General features: G+C 65.8%; 11 protein-coding genes. 6 read left to right on the forward strand and 5 right to left on the reverse strand.

Features of this window, described 5'->3' with window-relative positions; genetic code table 11:
* Nucleotides 1–355: 355 nt before the first annotated feature.
* Nucleotides 356–1639 carry a matrixin family metalloprotease gene (locus tag P12x_RS02670; RefSeq protein ID WP_435009282.1) on the reverse strand — a complete coding sequence of 428 codons (1284 nt, stop codon included), beginning with the start codon at nt 1637–1639 and terminating at the stop codon, nt 356–358.
* A 1135-nt stretch (nt 1640–2774) separates the two neighbouring features.
* Between P12x_RS02670 and P12x_RS02675 the strand changes: the two genes are divergently transcribed.
* The gene (locus tag P12x_RS02675; RefSeq protein ID WP_435009283.1) at nt 2775–3791 is read left to right on the forward strand and encodes a DUF1559 domain-containing protein; all 1017 of its coding nucleotides are present in this window, start codon (nt 2775–2777) and stop codon (nt 3789–3791) included.
* Between the two features lie 251 nt (nt 3792–4042).
* A complete protein-coding gene (locus P12x_RS02680) occupies nt 4043–4519 on the forward strand; it encodes a hypothetical protein (protein WP_435009284.1) in 477 nt (158 codons plus the stop codon).
* A 19-nt stretch (nt 4520–4538) separates the two neighbouring features.
* On the opposite strand, the gene grpE is transcribed toward P12x_RS02680, so the two are convergent.
* Nucleotides 4539–5270, reverse strand: coding sequence for a nucleotide exchange factor GrpE (gene grpE, locus P12x_RS02685; protein ID WP_435009285.1), 732 nt, complete (start codon nt 5268–5270; stop codon nt 4539–4541).
* A 21-nt stretch (nt 5271–5291) separates the two neighbouring features.
* Nucleotides 5292–6140 carry an amidohydrolase family protein gene (locus P12x_RS02690; protein WP_435009286.1) on the reverse strand — a complete coding sequence of 283 codons (849 nt, stop codon included), beginning with the start codon at nt 6138–6140 and terminating at the stop codon, nt 5292–5294.
* A gap of 129 nt (nt 6141–6269) precedes the next feature.
* Between P12x_RS02690 and P12x_RS02695 the strand changes: the two genes are divergently transcribed.
* The 4 genes from P12x_RS02695 to hflX all read left to right on the forward strand — a co-directional run bounded on the left by P12x_RS02695 (nt 6270) and on the right by hflX (nt 14207).
* Nucleotides 6270–8768 (forward strand): C45 family autoproteolytic acyltransferase/hydolase, encoded by a 2499-nt coding sequence (locus tag P12x_RS02695; RefSeq protein WP_435009287.1) that lies wholly within the window; start codon nt 6270–6272, stop codon nt 8766–8768.
* 397 nt (nt 8769–9165) lie between these two features.
* Nucleotides 9166–10971, forward strand: coding sequence for a multicopper oxidase family protein (locus P12x_RS02700; RefSeq protein ID WP_435009288.1), 1806 nt, complete (start codon nt 9166–9168; stop codon nt 10969–10971).
* Nucleotides 10972–11166: 195 nt separating this feature from the next.
* Entirely contained in the window at nt 11167–12264 is a 1098-nt protein-coding gene (locus P12x_RS02705; protein ID WP_435009289.1) for a hypothetical protein, read from the forward strand.
* 641 nt (nt 12265–12905) lie between these two features.
* Nucleotides 12906–14207, forward strand: a complete 1302-nt coding sequence (hflX, locus tag P12x_RS02710; RefSeq protein ID WP_435009290.1) for a GTPase HflX — start codon at nt 12906–12908, stop codon at nt 14205–14207.
* An 81-nt stretch (nt 14208–14288) separates the two neighbouring features.
* On the opposite strand, the gene P12x_RS02715 is transcribed toward hflX, so the two are convergent.
* Nucleotides 14289–15935, reverse strand: a complete 1647-nt coding sequence (locus P12x_RS02715; protein WP_435009291.1) for an ATP-binding protein — start codon at nt 15933–15935, stop codon at nt 14289–14291.
* Nucleotides 15936–15971: 36 nt separating this feature from the next.
* Complete coding sequence (locus tag P12x_RS02720; RefSeq protein ID WP_435009292.1) at nt 15972–17720, reverse strand: bifunctional serine/threonine-protein kinase/formylglycine-generating enzyme family protein; 1749 nt, start codon at nt 17718–17720, stop codon at nt 15972–15974.
* Nucleotides 17721–17851 lie beyond the last annotated feature (131 nt).

Genomic DNA, 17851 nt, shown 5'->3' on the forward strand with positions numbered 1-17851 from the left:
GGTTCCACCTCGTCGATTCTCCCAGTTTAACAGGGATTCAACAGGGCCGCACGCCCTATCCATCGCGACTCTCGCGGATCGGATTGTCCGAGGGTTTGCCCGGGGATTCTTGGGTTCTAACTCCGTCCGAGATCTTCGCCCCCTCTCCCCGGCCCTCTCCCACGCCGGGGAGAGGGGGTGGGTTTTCGCCGATGTCTCGATCTCCGACCCCTGGGAGTCTGGTCCCCTCTCCCCGGCGTGGGAGAGGGTTAGGGAGAGGGGGCCCAGGCCAGGCATGCCCAGAAACCCTGGGGACACCGTCGTCCGAGGATTTCGATGGGGGGCCGGGCAGGCTCCCGAGCCCTCCTGGGCCCGATCACCAGTACATGACGGAGATCTCGCCGGTCTCGTAGCTGGAGTACATCCGGAGCCTCAGCACGTAGCGTTTCCCGGCGACCAGCCGGACCTTGATCTTCGAGTTAAGGTTGGTACCGCTATCGTCGTCACCGGCCTTGAATCGAAGGTCGCCGTCGACGTCCTCGAACAGGACCATCACCGTGTCCGACCCGCCGAAGGTCTGCATGGTGTAATAGCGACTCGCGGTCGGGTTGATCGCGAAGTTGGCCTGTTCGGCCGGGGCCAGGGTCAGCGTCCGCGACCGCAACGGCTTCAATTCCGGGTTGGCGGCGTCATCCAGGGGCGGGTAGAAGAGCTTGGCCTGGGCCGAGTCCCGGGGCGAGAGCCCGCCATGGGGACGGACTCCGTCTCGATAGTCCTCGGGTTGGAGGATCAGCCCTTCCGGGAAGGCATATTCCATGATCGAGTCGGGGTCCCACTGCGTCCCCTCGACCTCGGACGTGGACAGCTTCCGGAGGATGTTGTACTCGGTGGTCGAGCGGGGCCAGTTGTTGGGCGGGCCGCCGAAGTAGCGATAGACCGCCTCCTCGTCCCAGACGAGCCCGGCGAACGGATTCTGGTGCTCGTGGGGGAAGCCCAGGGTGTGGCCGATCTCGTGGACCGGGACGTCGACCCCTCGCGGGTCGGTCTTCAGGTCCCACCCGAAGTTCATCGTACGCTCGGCCTGGCCCGGGATGTCGATCACATCCCGACCGACATAGGACCAGGCCCCGTCCCCCTTGACGAAACCGATCCGGATCTCGGCCGAGCCGACGTCCTGGACCTCCTCGAAGCGGATCCCGATCCCGAGCTTCTTCCAGACGTCGAATCCTTGCCGGACGATCTCCTTCTGGTCGTCGCCCGCCGAGGCCGGGCCGCTCTCGAAGAAGTAGTAGCGGAGCTTGGTGCCGTTGACCCACTTCTTGCTGACCATTTGTATCAGCCGGACCCGGGCGGCCGAGACGTCCGGCTCGAAGACTCGGGGCGGCGTAACTGGCAGGGCGCAATAGTTCAGCGGGCCCGATTCGGCCTCGGGTTCTTCCTGGTCGGATCCAGCCTCGGACGATCTCAGGATCCGATCTTCGAGGGCTTTGAGCCGCTTTTCCAGGACCGAGGCAGTGGACAGGTTCGCCGCGGCACGGGTCGCCCGATCTCTCGACGCGGGCCGTTGCCGGGCATCCGCCAGGAATGACTCCAGGCGTTCCAGGCGAGTCACCAGATCTTCCACCTTACCATTTCGGGTCTTCGTGGCTTTGTCGATCATCGCTCACTCCTTGGTTAGCAAAGGCGATCTCGGCCTCCCAACGACTCGGGGCGAGGGATGCCCCGGGTCTCCCGGGTTAACCCTGCAAGGATGCTCCCCGATGAACTCGACCTTCCCCCCGATCCGAGAGGGCCAGCTGGTCGATTGCGGCGGTTTCCGATCCTCGATGGGATCGAGACTTCGATGTGCGGCTTGCGTCTGCCGGGTGGAGTCGACTGGCTGCGGTCGAGACGCCCCGACCGCGAGGCGATCGGCCGATGGCGTGGGATGGGGCTGGCCTCGAGTCTTTGAGCGGCCTGCCCTCATCCAGCACCCGGTCCCCATGCCTCGCGCTTCTCGCCCGGGATCGGGGATGCGCTCGATCTTCCCGGATCGCCTCGGACTCATCCGGGCACGACCCCGATCCATCGAATGATGCTCGGGATAAATCGAAGCAAAGTCAAGCGATTTGTTGAAGCAATCGAACGAGGCTCGATTTCCGGGCGTAACCCGGATTCTCGGGTGCGGGTCGGTCCGGGCCATCGGGTTACTTCGCGCCTCCCGTCCGATCCGATGTGTGAGCTGCCCCGGGCGCGACGTGCCGGACCGATCCTCGGGCCGCGATGGCGTTCCCCTCGGGCACGATCGGGCGACTTGAGATGGGAGCGATGATCGCGGCCGGGGCCCGGCCCGCTGTCGGGCATGATTTCGGGATTCGCCGGTCGTCCCGGGGGCGACGTCGCCCGATGGGGTCGGGTCCCCGCGTCACGGGCGAAGCAGGAACGAAGGCACGGTTGGACAATCGTTGCATATCATATGGCGGTATTGCATCTGTTTGATTTTGAATTAATTAGGAATCTCGTTCGCTTTGTGGTGAATTGTATCCATGTCCCCGAAAATGAAGCCCGTTCGGCAAATCGAATAATTTTTAAATCTATTTTGGATTTGGGCTTACGTCGTTTTTTTGTGGGGATTGCTTTTGACTGTTTTGCCGTTCCTTCTATACAATCGACTTCATCGAATCTACTACTTTTGCGAACTGTGCGAATGGCCCGGTTGGCCCCGATTTCCGCGGGGCGATCCGAGGTCGTTAACGGGCCCGATCCGGGCCCGGGGGGCCGCGCGGCTTCGCATATCGGGCCCGAGGAATCCATTGATGCGCAACGTCCGTCGCGGTTTCACGCTGATCGAATTGCTGGTCGTCATCGCCATCATCGCCGTGCTGATCTCCCTGCTCGTGCCGGCGGTCCAGGCCGCCCGCGAGGCCGCCCGCCGCGCCCAGTGCGTCAACAACCTCAAGCAGTTGGGCCTGGCCGTGGCCAACTACGAGAGCAGCAATCAGTGCCTCCCCCCGGCCCACGTCGGGTACAACTGGAATGACTGGTCGGCACCCTCGATGATGCTGCCTTCGCTGGAACAGTCGCCCCTGTTCAACGCGATCAACTTCTATACGGGCTTCGCGATCCCGTCGAGCCCGGTCAACACGACGGTCTTCAACACGAAGTTGAGCTTCCTGCTCTGCCCCTCGGACATCGATCGGCTGGCCAACGGGGCCGGGCACACGAATTACCCGATGTGCGCGGGCTCGGAAGCCTACACGATGAAGTATGGGGACAGCTTCCGGGGGGTCGGGATCGACCTCGGCCAGCAGGGGGGCGCGGTCGGCAAGATCACGATCGGGGCCATCCAGGATGGGACCAGCAACACCGTCTGCTTCAGCGAGCGGGTCAAGGGGGTCGATTCGGGCCTGGATACGCTCAAGCCGACCTCCAGCGTCTCCAACACCAGCAACTGGTATCCCAACGCCAGCCCGGTGGTCGATTATCTCTCCTGCCTGACGCAGGCCCCCAACGCCTCGAACCTGGCCGACATGTCCCTTTCCGGCACCCCGGCGGGGACCGACAGCACGATGGGCAGTTACTGGCACCTCGGGCTCGGCCGGACCGGCGGCATCTACACCAACATCATGCCGCCCAACACGTGGAGCTGCGTCACCAACAACCAGGACATGAATGGCGCGCTCCTGACGGCCAGCAGCCGCCATCCGGGCGGGGTCAACGCCGTCTTCTGCGACGGCTCGGTGAAGTTCATCAAGAACTCCATCAATTACGTCACCTGGATGGCCCTGGGGACCATCGGCGGCGGCGAGGTCGTCTCGGCCGACCAGTTCTGAGCCAGATCGGCCCGGACCCCGAGGGACGCCCAGACCGGCGAACCTCGGGGGTTGCGATGATGGCCCTCACCCGGCCTACGGCCGGCCTCTCCCCCCGGGAGAGGGCTTGGGGTGAGGGCGTCTCATCAACCTGCGATCCCTGTGACATGATCCCGGGCCGTCACCCGGGGTCAGTGATTTTCGTTATTATTTATTCGGATGAACATTCAAAGGGGCGTATCTCGCCCCGGACGAGCGAGGGGCCGATGCAGATGCAGAGGAAAGCCGTTCGACGAACCTGGATGGCCCTGGCGATGGCCGGCGGCCTCGCCCTGGCGGGCTGCGATTCGAAGGCCCATTACGAACACGCCCTGGTCCACGGGACGGTCACCTACAAGGGGAAGCCCGTGACCCTGGGCTCGGTCCTGTTCATCCCGGTCCAGCCGCCCGAGGACGGGTCGATGCAGCCCGCCTCCGGCTCGATCCAGCCCGACGGGACCTACGAGCTGAAGTCCGAGGAGGACCAGGGTGCGATCCTGGGAGAGCACAAGATCGTCGTGGTCGCGGTCGACGGGGGCAAGCCGGCCGACGAACCCTCGAAGGACGACGCATCCGGGCCCGCCCCGGCGGTGAAGTCCGTCAAATTCAAGTCCCTGATCCCGAGGAAGTACTCGGATCCGGCCACGACCCCGCTCACCCACAAGGTCGATCCGGGCGAGAACAAGATCGACCTCGAGCTCGCGGATTGACCAGTCGATCGAGGGCGGTTCAAGGGTCCGTCGTCTCGACTGACGGGGCCTGGGGCGGGGCCGTCGCTTTGAAAGAGTGGACGGTCACCATCTCGGGCCGGATGACCTTGTCATCGGCCTGAAACCCCTTGCGGAGCCTCGCGGCGACGCGTTTGTTGCGGTCGGGGTCATCGGTCGGGACGGTCGAGAGTGCCCTCTGGCGTCGGGGGTCGAAGGTGTCCCCTTCGACCGCGAAGGGCTCGACCCCCTGGCGATAGAGGATGTCCTCGATCCCCTGCTGATACCCGCGCATCAGATCGACCAGTCGGGCGGCCTCGCCGTCGAGATCGCCCTGCGCGTCGACCATCTTGCCGATGTCGTCGTGGAGCTGGATCAGGTCGACGAAGACCGGCCGGAGGATCCCCAGGATCAAGCCTTGCTTGTATTCCTGGAGCTCGGCGTGGAGGCGGTCCACCACCTTCTCCCGGGTGGTCTCGGCGCGGATCTCGCGATCGAAGAGGGTCTGCAAGCCGTCGAGCTTGCGGTGGAGCCCCTCGCCCAGCGCCTCGATCGCCCCCAGGGCCGGGCCGAGGTCGACGGGCCCGGGAGGGGTCGGCAGGTCGATTTCTGCCCCCGGCCGATCGGTCGCGATCGACTCATAGGCCGGTGCGGGGACCACGAAGGCGACCTCGGCCTCGGCAACTCCCCCGAGGTCGGCCTCCGGCGCGGCCAGGATCTCGCCCTCGGGCGGGGTGACTTCGTCTTCCGTCATCGACACTCTCCGACGTGTTGGTCAGATCCCGAAAAGCGACCGGGCATTCTCGGCGAACACGGCGGCGCGGTCGGCCTCGGGGACGATCCGCTCGACCAGTCGTCGATAGGAGGCGATCGGGGCCAGCGGCCAGTCGCTGCCGAACAGGAATCGATCGGGCTTTCCAACGTATCGGTAGGCCTTTTGGGCCTCGAGGATCGCGTCGTCGATCGCCGGGTAGTTCTTGATGGCCCCCAGGTGGCCGTCGATCGTGGCGGCGTCTCCCACGATCAGGGCGGACAGGTCGGCCCAGACGTTCTCGTTCTTGTAGACGACCTCGGCCGCGTCGAGCAGCCAGGGGTTGCCGAAGTGGGCCATGACGAACCGGACCTCGGGGTGGTCGACCGCCGCGTCGTCGACCCCGAGCGGGTGGGCATGCCGGACCTTGGCCTTGGTCGAGTACGTGTCGCCGGTGTGCAGGATCACGGGCAGCTTGTACTTGGCGGCCAGCTCGTAATAGCGGGCATACTCCGGGGCTCCGGGGCCGAAGGGAAGATAGCCCAGGTACGCCTTGAGCGCCTTGACCTTGCCCGAGGCCAGGACATCATCGACCCGCCGGAAGTGGTCGGGCGTGGTCCTGGTCGGGTCGATCGCGCCGACGGCGTGCAGCCCGGGGACCAGCCGGGCCAGCCGGACGATGCCATTGATCCCGAGCGGGTCGGTCGTCGGGGCATCGAGCCGTCCCATCGCGAGGGCCTGCTCGATCCCCGCGGCCTTCATCTCGCCCAGGAACGCCGAGGCCAGCGGCTCGATCGGTCCGTCCAGCGCGGGCAGCTCGGCCTTGATCCCGGGGAGTTTGGCGTTCGTGACGTGCACGTGAACATCGATCATTCATCCGCTCCCGGTGAGGCGGGGGATCGGGGCCGCTCGGCCGTTTCCCCTCGCAATACCGCCGACAGGCCTTACAATCGTCCCGTCCCGCCAGGGGCCACGACGCGAGAACCTCCGAGGGAACCCACCATGAGCCGCGCCGATCTCCGAAGATTCCGGGGGATTCTCCCCTCGATCGCGACCTTGCTCCTGATCGGACAGGCCGCTTTCTCCGCCGAGACCTCGAAGCAGGAATATGGCCCCGATCCCGCCACGGTCCAGCGTTACGGGCCGGCCTACCGCTATCCCCAGTCGGGCTGGATCGTCCTGCACATCGAGGGGGAACCCTACGACCGAGGCTACCAGCACGGCCGGCTCATGGCCCCCGAGATCGCCGACTACCTCAAAACGCTCGCGAGCAAGCGGAGCCCCAAGGCCCCGGGCGAGGCCTGGCAGGCCAACCGGATGCTGGTCGATGCCCTCTTCCTCCGCCGATACGATAAGGAGTATCTGGAGGAAATGAAAGGGACCGCCGACGGGGCCGCCGCCGCGGGCGCGACCTTCGAAGGACGCCCGGTCGACCTCCTCGACGTGGTCGCGATCAACTCCGAGATCGAGGTCGACTTCCTGGAGAACGCGCTCGACTCCACCGCCAGGGGGCTCGAAGGCAAGACCTTCCGCGAGCCCTCCGACGCCCCGCCCAAGCCGCCCAAGGCCGACCACTGCTCGGCCTTCGCCGCGGTCGGGCCCGCCACCGCCGACGGCCAGGTGGTCTTCGGCCACATCACGATGTGGAACCTCGTGATGTCCCGCCACTTCAACGTCTGGATCGACGTCAAGCCCGCGCAAGGGCACCGGGTCGTGATGCAGACCTATCCCGGCGGGATCCAGAGTGGCATGGATTATTACATGAACGATGCGGGATTGGTCGTCTGCGAGACCACCATCTCCCAGACCAAATTCGACCCGGAAGGGCAGGCGCTCGCCTCGCGGATCCGCAAGGCGCTCCAGTACGGCGACTCGATCGACTCGGCCGTCGCGATCCTCTCGAAGAAGAATAATGGCCTGTACACCAACGAATGGCTGATGGCCGACACCAAGGCCAACGAGATCGCCATGTTCGAGCTGGGGACCTCCAGGACCAAACTCTGGCGAAGCTCGAAGAACGAGTGGTTCGGCGGGACCGAGGGGTTCTACTGGGGCTGCAACAACGGCAAGGACCTGGACGTCCGCCTGGAGTCGATCCCCTCGGTCGAGGAGAAGCCGGCCAACCTGGTCTGGCGGGCCTCGGATCGCGACCGGGCCTGGCTCTCGCTCTTTCATGAGTTCAAGGGGAAGATCAACGCCGACTTCGGCATCAAGGCGTTCACCACCCCGCCGCTCTCGGCCTACCCGTCGCTCGACGCCAAGGTGACCACGGCCGCGATGGCCAAGGAACTCAAGTCCTGGGCCATCTTCGGCCCGCCGATCGGCCGACTCCGCGAGCCCACCGAATCCCAGAAGCGGATCCCCGGCGTCCGGCCGCTGATCCCCAACGACTGGACCATCCTGAGCGCGGAAGCCCCCCCCCAGACCCCCGACGTCCCGGTTGCGGTCGATCTCGTCGGCGTTCAGACCTCAAATTCTCAAGGCAACGGCGAGCATCCCCCCGCCTGGCGGGGGACCATCCTCCCCAAAGGCGACGCCGACGCCTGGCTGGCCGCCTCGTTCGCCGACTATGAGGAGGTCGTCGCGATGGAGAAGGCCCTCAAGGGCGACGCCGCCGACCGGGTCGAGCTGGCCCTCTTCGGGGCCCGGTCCCGCTACCGGGCCGCGACCCGCCGGATGGGCCAGGACGTTGCCCTCTCGAAGCTCCAGTCCGACCCCGCCAAGACCGACTGGTACGAGATCGCCGCCGGCAAGGGCCTGCTCCTGATGGCCGCGCTCCGCGAGAAGATCGGGCCCGACAAGTTCGACGCCATGATGGACGAGTTCGGCCGCTCCCACGCCGGACACGCGGTCGACTCCGCGCAGTTCCGGGGCCACGCCGAGAAGGCCGCCGGTCAACCCCTGGCCGACTTCTTCACCCCCTGGCTCGACGAGACCGGGCTCCCCGGGACCACCCCCCCGGAGACCTGGGCGGTCGACTCCTTCGAGGAAGAGCCCGAGAAGGCCGTGATCGTCTACGGGACCCTCAAGGAGGCCAACGCCAACCGCGAGGCCGCCACCAGGCTCCAGACCGCCATCGCCGCGAGGTGGTCCAACGTGATCGTCCCGATCAAGCCCGACACCGAGTTCACCGAGGACGACTGGAAGGAACACCACGTCCTCCTGATCGGTCGACCCGCCGCCAACGCCGCCACCGCGCGGGCAGCCGGCAAGCTCCCCGTCTCCTTCGGCCCGGCCTCGTTCACACTCCGGGAGAAGACCTACGCCCACCCCGGGACCGCCGTCATCGTCGCCGGAGAGAACCCGCTCAACCCCCGCTACCAGGTCGTCGCCTTCGCCGGGCTCGGAGCCGAGTCGACCTGGAAGTCGGTCGAGCATGTCGGTGCCCGGAGGGGCAACCACCCCGAAGTCGTCCTGATCGCCGAGGGTAGCTCGGCTCGAGACCTCGTCGCCCGGCCGGTCGAGAAGGACAAGAAGGTGGCCGACGCAACTCGGGAGTAGGAGCACCAGGTCGGGTGGCGGAGTTGCGACCTCTGCCACCCGTCCGGGGCTTGCCTTTGAACGGTCGAATCGAAGCTTGTTCGGAGTGTTTTTTCTTTGGTTTGATCCGGGAAGGTGGTGCGAGGCTCGGGATTGGGGACCGGGCACCTCGAAGACTTGCAGCCAGTCCTCATTCCTCGCCCTTCCCGGAGAGTCTCTTCGTTGCTCGGCCGGTTGGGATCTGATTGAATCTGGATCGTGTTTGTTCTTGTGACTTGTTTTGGATGTCACGAAAGGAAATGTTCCGATGCCTCAGCTCACTCCATTTCTGGATGACCTGCCGATTCCCGAGGTCGTCCGGCCGTGCCATGGGGGGCCGACCTCGCATCACTTAACGATCGCCGCTAGGCCGGAAAGGGTGCAAATTCATCGCGAGTTGCCGGCGACCACCCCGGTCTGGAGTTATCGGAGGGAGCACGGGACTCTGGTCCGGTACGGGTCGGGGCGGTCGTATCTCGGGCCGACGATCGAGGTCCGGCGAGGCGAAGCCGTGACCGTCGCCTGGAAGAATGAGATCGACGACTCGCATCGACTCCCCTACGAAGTCATCAAGACCAACGCCGATGCAATCTTCCCGTTCACCCAGAACGATCCCGGGCGTCAGAACGCCATCCCTGAGGCCGACGATACGTTGCGGGTCAAGTTGCGCGGCCTTCGCGCGACGCTGGTGACACATCTCCACGGCGCTCGGGTCCAGGCGGATTATGACGGGTGGCCCGACAACACCGTCATCTTCGGCCAGTCGGCCCATTACACCTACCATAATGATCAGGCCGCCACGATGCTCTGGTATCACGACCATTCCATGCATGTCACCCGGGCCAATGTCTTCGCCGGCCTGGCGGGAGCCTGGCTGATCCGGGACGATGAGGAAGCCAGCCTGGATCTCCCGCACGGCGATCACGAACTTCCCCTGGTCATCCAGGACAGGAACCTCGACCTCGACGCGGAGGGTAACTTCACGGGGGCGATGCTACATAAGGCCGAGGTGAATGACGGTGTCGGACCGGCGGAGTTTTTCGGCCCTTACACGCTCGTCAATGGCATGATCTGGCCGAAAGCCGACGTAGAACCGAGGCTCTATCGCCTGCGAATCCTCAATGGCTCGAATGCGCGAACGTATCGGTTGCTCCTGCTCGACGATCAGGGCAACATCATCCATGGGGCGGCCCTCTGGCAGATCGGCTGCGATCAGGGCCTCATGCAGAACAAGACACGCATCCCCGATTCCGGCCTGATCCTGGCCCCCGCCGAGCGGGCCGACGTGCTGGTCGATTTCTCGACGTACTCCGGCAAGAAATGCTACCTCTGGAACACCGCCGAGGCCCCCTTCGGCGATCGACCCGAGGAGGAGCCGGATGCCGCGGCGGTGAAGGCCGAATTGCTGGGACTCCTCGCCGACCCCTTCGCCGTGGCCACCCCCGAGAATCGCCGGCCCTTCGCCCAGGTGATGAGATTCGACGTGGGCCAGCGAACCCACGGTCCATCGGACCAGGTGCCCGCCGACCCCCTCTGGAGGATGGCACACACTCCGCTGACGATCGACGAATCCACGACGGTCCGGATCATGGGCCTGGTCGAGAAGGACCATGACGCACCGCTCCCGCCCGACGCGACCACGATGCTCGTCTTCTACGAGTTCGTCCGGGTGTCCGACGAACCCGCTCCAGAGGGAACACCGGTGGTGCAGATCACGTACTTCCACCCCGGCAAGAACGCGAACATCACCGAGCCGTTCTGGAAGGGCGCCGAGGGCTTCTACGACCAGACGAACTGGTTCGTGCATCTCAATTCCACCGAGGTCTGGTACATCGCCAACCTCAGCGGAGACACCCACCCCGTCCACGTCCACCTGGTGGATTTCCAGGTCCTGAACCGGTTCCGGTTCTTCTGGAACAACACCGATCACACCGCCCCGTTCAATCCCGCGGATAGCACCCTCGAAAGCATCGATCCCCAGGGGGAACTCCCGATCGAGGAGAATGTCGAAGGTCCGAAGGATACCGTGCGCGTGAACCCCGGGGAGATGGTGGGAATCGCGATGAAGTTCTCCCCGTACCCGGGCCGTTACATCTACCATTGTCATATCCTGGAGCATGAAGACCACGACATGATGCGGTCGTTTGTCGTCGTCCCGAAATGGGTGCCGCACCACGACCATTGACGATCGGGATCCGTTCCGTCGAAGCGACACCACGTTGATCCCTGAGGCCGGCCGAGGTCCATTCGCGGACCCCGGCCGGCCTTCAACTTTCCGTCGGAAATTCGCCAGAAAGTGTGATATCCATCGACAGGCAGACCGGAAAGTGTTGGCGATGCCCCGTGGTTCCTCCATCGCCAACGCAGCGAGGCCGCCCCGATGATCGTCTCCGAAGCTCGTCGCGAAGCCAACCGCCGGAATGCCTTGCGCTCCACCGGGCCTAAGACTCCCGAGGGGAAGGAGCGATCGAGGGCCAATGCGTTGAAGCATGGGCTCTGCTCGTCGGTGGTGGTGGCGGAGGATGCGAAGCTGGTCCAGGATCGGGCCTATGACTTCTTCGGGGCGCTCCGGCCCCAGGATCACTTCCAGGCCTGGCTGGTCAACGAGGTCGCGCTTCTGAGCCTCCGGATCGAACGCTGCGAGCGGATCGAGCGGCGGGTCCGGGACAAGATCGTCATCGAGGCCGAGGTCTCCTGGGAGGAGAATCGTCGACTGGAAGCCTGCTTGCTGGGCGAACACCTGGGGCATCGGCCCGACGTGGTGGTCGAGCAACTCCGGAAGACTCCTCAAGGATGCGAATGGATGATGACCCGGTGGGCGATGCTGGCCCACTCGGCCGACCGGAAGGGAAGCTGGACCCCCGAGCAGGCCCGGCTCGCGTTCGATCTGCTGGCCACACCTTCCGCGTTCCGCGAGGGGCACCAGCCGGGGGCCTCGCTCGACTTCGAGGGGCGGGTGGTCGAAGGGATCGACGACCCGGCGAGCGTGGCCCGTCGCGAGATCGCCGCGCTCAAGGAACGTCGAGAGCTGGTCGTCGGGCTCGACGAGGCCAACCGGGCGCTGGCCAATGCGGATCTCAGGGACCACGACAACCCCGAGTTGATCCGGCTCCGTCGGTACGAATCGAGCCTCCACGGGCGGCTCCGCTGGTGCCTGAGACAACTCCGGGCCGGGACCCCGGAGCGCGACTCGCCCAGGGGCTTGCGGGAAGAATGGCTGGGCCAGCACGAGCGGACCCCCCGAGTCGAGACGCCCCCCTCGCCACCGCTCCCGATGCTGAACGTCAATCTCCTGCCCGACCCCTCCGCCCCGAAGTCGGTCCACCCGCCCTTCGACCTGGAATTGCACGAGGTCCCTGGGCCCGGCGAGAGCCTGGACCTGGCGATGATCCTCGCGAACCGTCGACAGAGGAAGGCCGAGGGTGCCGACTCGCGCCGTCAGGATCGTCGACGAAAGCTCGAACGCCTCCGGGCCTGACGATCGACCGGGTGAAGTCGGTCGAATCCCTCCCTTGGAACGGATTTACCGGCCGAGGCCACCCCGGCGCGCGATTGGTTTAGGAATTTCTGGGGTTTTGGTTTTTTTGGGGTGCTTGGGGTTTTTGTAGAGGTGTGGTTTGTCAAACATTTTCCGATGACCTGGCTTCGCGAGGGGTCGGGTTCGACCTGGAGGTGGGTGATGACGAATCGAAGCCAATCGTGGTGCGAAACGGAGCCATTGGGCGATCTCGAACCGGCGGAGCAAGCTCCGCCCCGGCAAAGCGTGAGCAAGCTCCCGCACTCCAAGGCCTCCGGCGGCCTGGTTCCCGTCGCGGCGGAGCCGCTCTGGAGTGCGGGAGCTTGCTCACGCTTTCGACCCCGGAGCTTGCGCCGGGAGCGGTGCCGGTCGGGCTTCGGGATTACGGGGGTACCGCCTCAGCATGACACCCGTCGGAATTTCGAGAATTTGGCGAACTGACCGGGTCGGGCGGACGAACTTATTAAGGACATCCGGTGTCGGGTCGGTGAAGGGGCGAATTCCGGGCGCGTTGACGGCGTCCGGTCGGCGGGCCTAGAATCCGGGTTGGACCCGTCGGGTCCTTCCCCCCTCTCCCAATCTTTTCGAGGTAATTGCCAACTTTGATCGAAACCAAGAGCACCGAGCGTTCGGACCGCCGCGAGAAGGCGATCCTGGTCAAGGTCCTCCTCTCCGACGTCGAGTATTCGGCCGAGGACCCGCTGGAAGAGATCCGAGGGCTGGCCAAGACGGCCGGGCTGGTCGTGGTCGGCGGGATGTTGCAGAAACGCCACCAGGTCGACATCGCCACCTACATCGGTTCGGGCAAGGTCGAGGAGCTCAAGGAGCTGGTCGAGGCCCACGAGGCCGACCTGGTCGTCTTCGACAACGACATGGGCCCGGCGCAGACCCGGAACCTGGAGAAGGCGCTCGGGGTCAAGGTGATCGACCGGACCGAGGTGATCCTCGACATCTTCGCCACCCGGGCGAAGACCCACGAGGCCCACCTCCAGGTCGAGCTGGCGCAGCTCGAATATTCGCTCCCCCGGCTCAAGCGGATGTGGACCCACCTTTCCCGATACAAGGGGGGGATCGGCGTCCGAGGCCCGGGCGAGAAGCAGCTCGAAGAGGACCGCCGGCTCGTCACCAAGCGAATCCGCGACCTCCGCGAGAAGCTGAGCAAGGTCGAGCAGCGCAAGGAGCGCGAGGTCGCCGGTCGTGGCGACGTGGCGACGGTGGGGCTGGTGGGCTACACCAACGCCGGCAAGTCGACCCTGATGAACGCCCTGACCCACGCCGAGGTCCTGGCCGAGGACAAGCTGTTCGCCACGCTGGACACGCGGACCAAGCGCTGGAAGTTCCGGGGGGGCGGGTACGTCCTGCTCTCGGACACGGTCGGGTTCATCCGGGACCTGCCGCACTCGCTGGTCGCCTCGTTCAAGGCGACGCTCGAGGAGGCCCGCCAGGCCGACCTGCTCCTGCACGTCGCCGACGCCTCCAGCCCCGAGGCCGAGAGCCAGATCAAGGCCGTCAACGCGGTCCTGGAGGAGTTGGGCCTGGCCGACCACCCGACGATCCTGGTCCTGAACAAGGTCGATCGGGTGAGCGACCGCTCGTATCTCGATGTGCTCAAGGCCCATCACGACGAGTCGATCTCGATCAGCGCCGCGCAGGGGGAGGGGCTGGATCGCCTGGAGCAGGCGGTCCGCGAGGCCCTGAACGAGCGGGCGCTCGACGCCGAGGTCGAGACCGGGGTCGGCAACGGGCGGGTCCTGTCGTACCTGGCCCAGCACGCCAACATCAAGGACCGGACCTACGACGAGGACCGGGTCCTGGTCCAGTGCCGGCTCCCCAGGCGCTGCCTCGACTTCCTGAACGAGAACGGGGCCCACGTCCGGACCAACGGCGAACGGATCTACGCCTGAGCGTGTCCTGGTTTGAGTCGGGTGGGCGATGGCTGGCGTGAAGACGAATTGATTCGTTTCGCGTCGGCCGTCGTCCGCCGGTCACGTCGACGAGGGGGAGGGGGATGCCACCTGGCGGATCGCCGACTCGAGCCGATTGGCCTCGATCGGCTTGGTCAGGTGGATCGCGAAGCCGGCGTCGAGGCTCTGGCGGACGTCATCGGCCGCGCCGAAGCCGCTCAGGGCGATGCCGGGGACCCGGCCGCGGACCTCTCGCATCAGGTCGAGCCCGGAGCCGTCGGGCAGCTCGATGTCGCTGACGAGGACGTCGAACCGGCCCCCCAGCGCCCCCCGGGCGGAGGCCAGGTCGGTCGCCGCGGTCACGCGATGCCCATTCATCTCGAAGACCAGCTTGAGATACCGGAGGACATCCTTGTTGTCCTCCACCAGGAGGAGGTCGAGGGGCCGGAGTTCGGCCTCGGTCGCCGATTGGGGGCGGGCCGGGGCCGGCTCGGTCGGTTGGTCGGGCCTCGGGGCGACCGGGAGGTCGAAGGTGAAGGTGGCCCCCCGCCCGGCCCCTTCGCTCGATGCGAATAGGCGGCCGCCGTGGGCCTCGACGATCGACCGGCCGATCGAGAGGCCCAGGCCCAGGCCGCCGATCTTCTTCCGGAGTGGCGACCTCCCTTGCTCGAACGGCTCGAAGATGATCGGCATGATCTCGGGCTCGATCCCGATCCCGTCGTCGGAGACCGAGACGATCACCCGATCGTGCTCGGACCGGGATCGGATCGAGATGGTCCCGCCGGGGGAGGTGCATTTCACGGCGTTCTGGAGGAGGTTCCAGACCACCTGCTGGATCCGGGTGGCGTCGGCCAGGGTGTGATGCTCGGGGGCGGCCAGGTCGACCATGAGCCGGACCCCGGCCTGCTCGGCCTCGGACCGGCAGACCTCGATGGCCTGCCCGATCAACTCGTGGAGGTCGGCGCATTCCCGGTTGAGGGGGAACTCGCCGCGTCCGGCCCGCATCACGTCGAGCAGGTCGTCGATCAGCCTCGCCTCGAGGGCGGCATTCCTGCGGATCATCTCCAGGGTCGGCCGGAGCGTCGGCGGCACCGAGGGGTCGTCGATGAGCGCGGAGGCAACCGCCAGGATCGGGGTCAGCGGGGTCCGGAGCTCGTGGGAGAGGACGGCGAGGAACCGGTCCTTGACCCGGCCGGCGGCCTCGGCGGCCTCCTTCGCCTGGCGGAGTTCCGCCTCGATCCGGAGTCGTTCGGCGATCTCGCTCCTCATCGCCCGATTGGCCTTGGCCAACTCGGCGGTCCGCTCCTGGACGCGGATTTCGAGGTCCTGGCGGGACTGCTGCAGCTCGGCCTCGACCTTCTTGCGAGCGGAGACGTCGTGGATCATCGCCAGGCCCAGGGGGTGTGGGCTGGTGTGGATCCGACTGACGCTGACGCTGACCTCGAGCGGGCCTCCAATCTTCCTCGACAGGAAGTAGCCCTCCTGGGCGTGGAAGAAGCTGGTCTGATGGAAGGCGGCGATCAGTCGGCGGAGGTCGTTGGGATCGGCGGAGGAGAGGAGGTCGGTGATCTTCGAGGCCAGCAACTCCTTCCGACTCGAGCCGGTCAGTCGGAGGGTCGTCGGGTTGAGGTCCACGATCCGGCGGTCGTGAGGGTCGAAGACCACCAGGGCGTCGTTAGCCTCCCGGAAGACACAAAGGGCGATCTCGACGTCGCGTTCGACACCCATGGTGAGCATCACCTCCGGCCGCGTCGGGCCTCTCGACTAGGGCTTCACCGGCGAGCAGACGCGGAAGCCGAAGGTGAAAAAGGCGTCCGTCGAGGGATGGGGGTGACGCGAGGCTGATCGGGTCTGGTCCACGTCGTCCCAGTCGATCGACCCGCCGCGTACGGCATGCAAGCCCGTCGAGGGATCGCCGATCGGGTCGCCGATCGGGGCGGCCTTATAGCCCGCCTGCCAGTCGGAACACCACTCCCAGGCATTGCCGTGCATGTCGAAGAGGCCGAACTTGTTGGGCCGCTTCGTGCCGACGGCGTGGAGGACCCCGCCCGAATTCTCGAGGGTCCAGGCGAAGGGTTCGAGCGATCTCGGGTCGTCGCCCGTCGACCATCGAGTCTCGCTCCCGGCCCGGCAGGCATATTCCCACTCGGCCTCGGTCGGGAGCCGGTAGGGCCGGCCCTCGACCCTCGAGAGCCATTCGCAGAAGGCCATCGCGTCGCTGGCGCTGACCTGGACGACGGGTTGGTCATCGGCCGGCCTCGGGCCGAGGCCGGGATGCTCCCAGGTGAATTCCTGACGCTGCTCGAGCCGGCCCAACTCGGGTATGTAGGTGAATCCGCCTCGCCCGGTCTTTTCGGCCGATGTCAGGTGTTGGTTTTCATGCACGAAGACCCGGAATTGCCCGACCGTGACCTCCTTCTCTCCCATGTAGAATGGCCGGGAGATCCGGACTTGGTGGCTCGGCTTTTCTTCGGGATCGGCCGAGGGGTCGGAGTCCGGCGAGCCCATCCAGAACTCCCCTCGGGGGATCAAGACCAGGCCCATCTTCAGGTGCCGGGTCACGATCCGGATAGGAAGGTTCCCCGACGTCGGGGGGATATCGGGGACCACCGGGGCCGGCGACCTCCAGTAATAAAGGAAGGTGGCGAGCAGGGACGACAGGACGATCGCCCCCGCGATCCAGGCGAGCCTCCGGTCGGGCCTCGTCCGGCTCGGGGTCTCCGCGAGGCCTTGCTCCAGGGCCTCTCCGAATGCGCGGATCGTCTCGAAGCGGTCCTCGGGGTCGTCGCTCAAGCCCTTGCGGATCGCGGCATCCGCCGCCTGACTCAGCCTCGGGTTGAGCCGCGAAGGCGGCGGATAATGCCCCAGGGGCTTCCGTCCGGTGACGATCTCGTAACACATCGCCGCCATCGAGAACTGGTCGGCTCGCTCGTCGATCTTCAGCCCATACTGCTGCTCGGGCGAGACGTAGCCGGGAGTCCCCATCATCCGGCCGGTCCGGGTCAGGGACCCGATCGCGAAGTCGATGACCGCCAGCCCGAAGTCGCTAACCTTGGGGGTGTTCTCGTGGTGGATCAGGATGTTTTCGGGCTTCATGTCGCGGTGGATGATCCCCTCGCGATGGAGGTATTCCAGGGCCCAGATTACCGGAGCTATGATCGCCCTGACCTCGGCGATCGGCATCGGGACATCCGGGATCATCCGCGATCGGAGGTCGCCGGTCTCGATATACTCCATGACCAGGTAGGGTCGACCCCCGGCGTATCCGAAGTCGAAGATCGTGACGATATTGGGGTGCGTGACCCGGGCCATCAGCTCGGCCTCGCGGCGGAACCGGATGTTGTACTCGTCGGGGAACTCGGTCTCCGGCCTCGAGAGGAACTTGATCGCCACGGGGCGATTCAACGCCAGTTGTCTGGCGAGATAGACCTCGCCCATGCCACCCAGGCCGATCAGCCGGAGGATCTCATATCCCGGGATCTCGGGGGGAGTCTTCTGCGATTGGCTCGTCATCGGCCCATCCCGGATCTCGCGGCAGGGGACGTTTTCGAACCCGGGTCATGTCCAGATCGCCAGTGTACGGCGGCTTTGCCCAGCAATCAAGCAGTGCATGTAAGCTATCGGGTCGGGCTCCCCTCGGTCAC

It is taken from the genome of Tundrisphaera lichenicola (assembly GCF_051175385.1).
Taxonomy (GTDB): Bacteria; Planctomycetota; Planctomycetia; order Isosphaerales; family Isosphaeraceae; genus Tundrisphaera; species Tundrisphaera lichenicola.